Consider the following 6,549-nt stretch of genomic DNA (forward strand, 5'->3'; position numbering starts at 1 on the left):
CGTTGCCGTACGGGGCAGGGCGGGTGGCCGGGTGCGGTGCGTTCACGAGGTGCGAGCCCTCCTTCTCTGCGGCCGCTTCTCGCTCGGCCGCTTCACGGCGTCGCCCGCCTCGATCTGCGCGGCCCGGCGCTGCGCGCCGAAGTCCGCCAGCGCCTGGGCCAGCTTGTGGACCGAGGGCTCCGGGGACAGGACGTCGACCCGCAGGCCGTGCTCCTCGGCGGTCTTCGCCGTCGCCGGGCCGATGCACGCGATCACCGTCACGTTGTGCGGCTTGCCCGCGATCCCGACCAGGTTGCGGACCGTCGAGGACGAGGTGAACAGCACCGCGTCGAAGCCGCCGCCCTTGATCGCCTCGCGGGTGTCGGCCGGCGGCGGCGAAGCGCGGACCGTGCGGTACGCGGTGACGTCGTCGACCTCCCAGCCCAGCTCGATGAGCCCGGCCACCAGCGTCTCCGTGGCGATGTCGGCACGCGGCAGGAACACCCGGTCGATCGGGTCGAAGACCGGGTCGTACGGCGGCCAGTCCTCCAGCAGACCGGCGGCGGACTGCTCACCGGACGGCACGAGATCCGGCTTCACACCGAAGTCGATCAGCGCGGCGGCGGTCTGCTCACCGACGGCCGCGACCTTGATCCCGGCGAAGGCACGGGCGTCGAGCCCGTACTCCTCGAACTTCTCCCGCACGGCCTTCACCGCGTTGACCGAGGTGAACGCGATCCACTCGTAGCGGCCCGTGACCAGACCCTTGACCGCGCGCTCCATCTGCTGCGGCGTGCGCGGCGGCTCGACGGCGATCGTCGGGACCTCGTGCGGCACGGCACCGTACGAACGCAGCTGCTCGGAGAGCGACGCCGCCTGCTCCTTCGTACGCGGTACGAGCACCTTCCAGCCGAACAGCGGCTTCGACTCGAACCACGCGAGCTGGTCGCGCTGGGCGGCGGAGCTGCGCTCGCCGACGACGGCTATCACCGGCAGGTGCCCGTCCGGCGACGGGAGGACCTTGGCCTGCTTGAGGACCTGGGCGATCGTCCCGAGGGTCGCCGTCCAGGTGCGCTGGCGGGTCGTCGTCCCCGCGATCGTGACCGTGAGCGGGGTGTCCGGCTTACGGCCCGCCGAGACCAGCTCACCGGCGGCCGCGGCCACCGAGTCGAGCGACGCGGACACGACGGCCGTCGCGTCGCTCGCACCGACCTCGGACCAGCAGCGGTCCGACGCCGTGCGCGCGTCGACGAAACGCACATCGGCACCCTGCGCGTCACGCAGCGGCACACCGGCGTACGCGGGCACACCGACCGCGTTCGCGATGCCGGGCACGACCTCGAAGGGCACACCCGCGGCAGCGCAGGCGAGCATCTCGGCACCCGTGTTGCCGTCCAGGCCGGGGTCGCCCGTGACAGCACGGACCACCCGCCTGCCGCCCTTCGCTGCCTCCATGACAAGATTGGCGGCATCCCTGAGGACGGGTACTCCTGCGGGTGTTGACGCCATGTCAACAACCGTCATCTCAGGCGTGCTTACCCCTGCCCGCGCATGGCAGCGAACGACGTCGAGAACCTCCGGTTCAGCGACAAGGACGTCCGCGCTCGCAAGCGCCTCGACGGCGCGCAGAGTCAGCAGTCCCGGGTCGCCGGGACCGGCGCCGAGGAAGGTGACATGCCCTGAGGACAGGACAGGGAAGTCGGATACGACAGGGCCGGTGGGGCTCAAAGTGCTCGCTCCCCCATAAGACCGGCCGCACCCTTGGCGAGCATCTCGGCCGCGAGCTCGCGACCGAGGGCCGCCGCGTCGCCGTGCGACGTGGGGACGGGACCGGTGATGGACAGCTGCACCAGGGAAGTGCCGTCGGTCGAACCGACGACACCGCGCAGGCGCAGTTCGTTGACAACCTGCCCGTCGGCCAGGAGGTCGGCCAGCGCACCCACAGGTGCGGAACAGCCGGCCTCCAGGGCGTTGAGCAGGGCGCGCTCGGCGGTCACGGCGACCCGGGTGTACGGGTCGTCGAGCTCGGCGAGAGCTGCGGCGAGGTCGGCGCTGCTTTCAGCGCACTCGATCGCCAGTGCTCCCTGGCCGGGAGCGGGCAGGACGGTGTCGACCGGCAGGAAGCCGGTGACCTCGTCCGTGCGTCCGAGGCGGCTGAGCCCCGCGGCGGCGAGAACCACCGCGTCCAGCTCCCCGCTTCGTACAAAACCGATGCGCGTATCGACGTTGCCACGGATCGCGACGGTCTCTATCTCGAGGCCGTGCGAGCGGGCGTACGCGTTGAGCTGCGCCATGCGGCGCGGCGAGCCGGTACCGATGCGGGCACCGGGCGGCAGCTGCTCGAAGGACAGCCCGTCCCGCGCCACCAGGGCGTCACGCGGGTCCTCGCGCACCGGCACGGCGGCCAGCACGAGGCCCTCGGGCTGCACGGTCGGCAGATCCTTGAGCGAGTGGACGGCGAAGTCCACCTCACCGCTCAGCAGCGCCTCGCGCAGCGCGGCGACGAACACACCGGTCCCGCCGATCTGCGCCAGGTGCTCCCGGGAGACGTCCCCGTACGTGGTGATCTCGACGAGCTCGACGGCACGCCCGGTCACCTCACGGACCGCATCAGCGACCATGCCGGACTGCGCCATGGCGAGCTTGCTGCGCCGGGTACCTAGCCGGAGCGGTGTGGTGGTCTCCCCGCCCAGGGGTGAGTTGTCGGTCATGACCGCCCTCTATTCGGGTCGTTCAGGTCTGCCCGGGAGACGGCGGCCACCGTCTGCGGGTCGAGGTCGAAGAGTTCCCGCAGCGCATCGGCGTACCCGGCACCGCCGGGCTCGCTCGCGAGCTGCTTGACCCGCACGGTGGGCGCGTGCAGGAGCTTGTCGACGACACGGCGCACGGTCTGGGTGATCTCGGCGCGCTGCTTCTCGTCGAGGCCGGGAAGGCGCCCGTCGAGCCGCGCGATCTCGCCGGCCACCACATCCGCGGCCATGGTGCGCAGGGCGACGACGGTCGGGGTGATGTGGGCGGCGCGCTGAGCGGCCCCGAACGCGGCGACCTCGTCGGCGACGAGGGTGCGCACCTGGTCCACATCGGCGGCCATCGGAGCGTCCGCGGACGCCTCGGCGAGCGACTCGATGTCGACGAGGCGCACACCGGCGATGCGGTGGGCCGCTCCGTCGATGTCGCGCGGCATCGCGAGGTCGAGCAGATGGAGCCGGGCCGGGCCGGTGAAGACCGGCCGCACGGGCACCCGGCGCACGGCCCGGTCCTGAGCTGCGGCCGTGGCGGAACCGTTCTCGACCCACGCGGCGTGCTGGTCCAGCGCGTCGGGGGCGGCGGCCGCGGGGGCCTCGGGCTCCCGGACCGCGGTGTCGAAGCCGACGCCGAGCGCGGCGGCCACGGCCTGTGCCGTCAGGACGAGCCCGGTCGCACCCGTGCAGGACACGACGACATCGGCACGTGCCAGTTCGTCCGCGACCCCGGCCATCTCCACGGCGCGCACCGTCGGGACGCCGGTCTGGCCGAGGATCTCGACGAGCCGGTCGGCACGGGCCCGGGTCCGGTTGGCGACGACGATCTCCTCGACACCCGCACGGGCCAGGGTGGCCGCGGCGAGCGAGGACATCGAGCCCGCGCCGATCACCAGCGCGTGCTTGCCCGCCGCCCACGCGGTGACCTCGGCGCCGTCGGCCAGCTGTTCGAGACCGAAGGTGACGAGCGACTGCCCGGCCCGGTCGATCCCGGTCTCGCTGTGGGCACGCTTGCCGACCCGCAGGGCCTGCTGGAAGAGGTCGTTCAGCAGACGGCCCGCCGTGTGGAGCTCCTGCCCCAGCGCCAGCGCGTCCTTGATCTGGCCGAGGATCTGGCCCTCGCCGACGACCATCGAGTCCAGCCCGCACGCCACCGAGAAGAGGTGGTGGACGGCACGGTCCTCGTAGTGCACATAAAGATAAGGAGTGAGCTCGTCCAGCCCGACCCCGCTGTGCTGCGCGAGCAGGGTGGACAGCTCGGCGACCCCGGCGTGGAACTTGTCCACGTCCGCGTACAGCTCGATGCGGTTGCACGTGGCCAGGACGGCGGCCTCGGTCGCGGGCTCCGCGGCGAGGGTGCTCTGAAGCAGCTTCGTCCGCGCCTCGGCCGGGAGGGACGCCCGCTCCAGCACGGAGACAGGGGCGCTGCGGTGACTCAGTCCTACGACCAGGAGACTCATGCCGGCATCACGGCGGGCATGTCCCCGTCAGGTCCCTTCCGGCCGGCGGAAGTGGCGCGGACCGGCGGCGCCGCGTCGGGGCCGTCGACCGCACCCGCCCTGCCGTCGGCGGCGGCCTCCTCGCCGGCCTTGCGCTGCTCGTGGAAGGCGAGGATCTGCAGCTCGATCGAGAGATCGACCTTGCGCACGTCCACACCGTCGGGCACGGAGAGCACCGTCGGCGCGAAGTTCAGGATGGAGGTCACGCCCGCCGCGACGAGCCGGTCGCAGACCTGCTGCGCCGCGCCGGGCGGGGTGGTGATGACACCGATGGACACACCGTTCTCGCTGATGATCCGGTCCAGGTCGTCGGTGTGCTGGACGGCGATCCCGGCCACCGGCGTACCCGCCATGGCGGGGTCGGCGTCTATCAGCGCGGCGACCCGGAAACCACGGGAGGCGAAACCGCCGTAGTTGGCGAGTGCGGCGCCGAGGTTACCGATGCCGACGATGGCGACCGGCCAGTCCTGGGTGAGCCCGAGTTCACGGGAGATCTGGTAGACGAGATACTCGACGTCGTACCCGACACCGCGTGTGCCGTAGGAGCCCAGATAACTGAAGTCCTTGCGCAGCTTGGCGGAATTGACTCCCGCCGCCGCGGCGAGTTCCTCGGAGGAGACCGTGGGAACCGAGCGCTCGGAGAGCGCTGTCAGTGCGCGGAGATACAGCGGAAGCCTGGCGACGGTGGCCTCGGGAATTCCTCGGCTACGGGTCGCCGGTCGGTGAGTTCGGCCAGTTGCCACGGTGCTCCTGCGGGATGAGCGGGGCTGCAGGCGGCCGTATGTCCTATGACCGCCCCGTCCACAGCAGGCTATGTCTTTGTGAACGCGTGCACAAAGATGGTGTCCGTTTTGTCCGGTCAAAGTGACCGGGGTCACGCATATTCGCTGCGTAATCCCGGAACCCGGGACGTCATCAGCCCGTTGCGGGCCCGAAGGGGGCAAGACGGTACACACTCCTCATGTCCACGCCCCCCGAGGCCACTCAAAACGCCCACGATGTTAACCGGGTTTCACCGAGGAAGCCCCCTCACGTACGCAACGCCGTGCGCAGCCTCTGCGGGTCCACCCGCCAGAAGGTGTGCTGTTCGTCATCGATCAGGACCACCGGGATCTGCTCCCAGTACTCCTTGTGCAGCGCCTCGTCCTGCGTGATGTCCTTCTCCACCCAGGACGCGCCGGTCTCCTCGCAGACCGCGCTCACCACCAGCCGGGCGTCCTCACAGAGATGGCACCCGGGCTTCCCCACGAGGGTCACCACCCGGTCCGCGGGCTTCTTCTTCCTACGACGCAGCAGAGCACTCATACCTTCATTCTGCGCCTGCCCCCGGGCCCTCCCGGGAACGGCAGGGACGCGGTGTCACCCGTTTAACGCTCCGGCCCCGGAGAGTTCACGCCGCGGCATCCCGCCGCGTCGGGAAGAGCCGAACAGAATGGCTATGCTCACGACATGGCCGCTCTTGGATGGCTCACCCCCCGCAGGCGCCCCGCCACGGCGCGCAGCGTGCTCGCAGGCGAGGCCGCCGCCGAAGCCGCACGGAAGACGGCCCTCCCGGCCGGCCCCGACGGACGGCCGGCCCTCTCCGAAGGCACCCGGGAGCCCGTGTTCCCGGTGGCCGGGGACCTGAGGGCGGCAGCCTTCTTCGACCTCGACAACACCGTGATGCAGGGCGCCGCGATCTTCCACTTCGGCCGCGGTCTGTACAAGCGGAAGTTCTTCCAGCGCCGGGAACTGACCAGGTTCGCCTGGCAGCAGGCCTGGTTCCGGCTGGCCGGCGTCGAGGACCCGGAGCACATGCAGGACGCCCGTGACAGCGCCCTGTCCATCGTCAAGGGCCACCGCGTCTCCGAGCTGATGTCCATCGGCGAGGAGATCTACGACGAGTACATGGCCGACCGCATCTGGCCCGGCACCCGCGCTCTCGCCCAGGCCCACCTCGACGCGGGCCAGCGGGTCTGGCTGGTCACCGCCGCCCCGGTGGAGACGGCCACGATCATCGCCCGCCGCCTGGGCCTCACCGGCGCCCTGGGCACGGTCGCCGAGTCGGTCGACGGCGTCTACACCGGCCGGCTGGTCGGAGAGCCCCTGCACGGCCCCGCGAAGGCCGAGGCGGTCCGCGCACTGGCCGCGGCCGAGGGCCTGGACCTGGAGCGCTGCGCGGCGTACAGCGACTCGCACAACGACATCCCGATGCTCTCCCTGGTCGGCCACCCGTACGCGATCAACCCGGACTCCAAGCTGCGCAAGCACGCCCGCTCCCTGGACTGGCGGCTGCGCGACTACCGCACCGGCCGCAAGGCGGCCAAGGTCGGCATCCCGGCAGCGGCGGG

Annotated in this window: 6 protein-coding genes; 1 reads left to right on the plus strand and 5 read right to left on the minus strand. The window is 71.4% G+C overall.

From position 1 onward, the window contains the following. Window positions 1–42 precede the first annotated feature (42 nt). From VN520_RS10580 to VN520_RS10600, 5 genes are all read right to left on the minus strand, one after another. Complete coding sequence (locus tag VN520_RS10580) at window positions 43–1,707, minus strand: bifunctional uroporphyrinogen-III C-methyltransferase/uroporphyrinogen-III synthase (protein WP_325746613.1); 1,665 nt, start codon at window positions 1,705–1,707, stop codon at window positions 43–45. Further along, window positions 1,704–2,690 (minus strand): hydroxymethylbilane synthase, encoded by a 987-nt coding sequence (hemC, locus tag VN520_RS10585; RefSeq protein WP_325746614.1) that lies wholly within the window; start codon window positions 2,688–2,690, stop codon window positions 1,704–1,706. Before hemC ends, VN520_RS10580 begins: the two co-directional genes overlap by 4 nt. Beyond that, a complete protein-coding gene (locus tag VN520_RS10590; RefSeq protein WP_325746615.1) occupies window positions 2,687–4,180 on the minus strand; it encodes a glutamyl-tRNA reductase in 1,494 nt (497 codons plus the stop codon). Before VN520_RS10590 ends, hemC begins: the two co-directional genes overlap by 4 nt. Beyond that, the gene (locus VN520_RS10595) at window positions 4,177–4,962 is read right to left on the minus strand and encodes a redox-sensing transcriptional repressor Rex (protein ID WP_325746616.1); all 786 of its coding nucleotides are present in this window, start codon (window positions 4,960–4,962) and stop codon (window positions 4,177–4,179) included. Before VN520_RS10595 ends, VN520_RS10590 begins: the two co-directional genes overlap by 4 nt. Window positions 4,963–5,248: 286 nt before the next feature. Next, window positions 5,249–5,524: a glutaredoxin family protein gene (locus VN520_RS10600; RefSeq protein WP_325746617.1), complete on the minus strand. Its 276-nt coding sequence runs from the start codon at window positions 5,522–5,524 to the stop codon at window positions 5,249–5,251. Between the two features lie 144 nt (window positions 5,525–5,668). Between VN520_RS10600 and VN520_RS10605 the strand changes: the two genes are divergently transcribed. Then, window positions 5,669–6,549, plus strand: an 881-nt coding sequence (locus VN520_RS10605) for an HAD-IB family hydrolase (protein WP_325746618.1), incomplete at its 3' end; no start/stop codon positions are given.

It is taken from the genome of Streptomyces sp. (genome assembly GCF_035563135.1).
GTDB lineage: Bacteria > Actinomycetota > Actinomycetes > Streptomycetales > Streptomycetaceae > Streptomyces.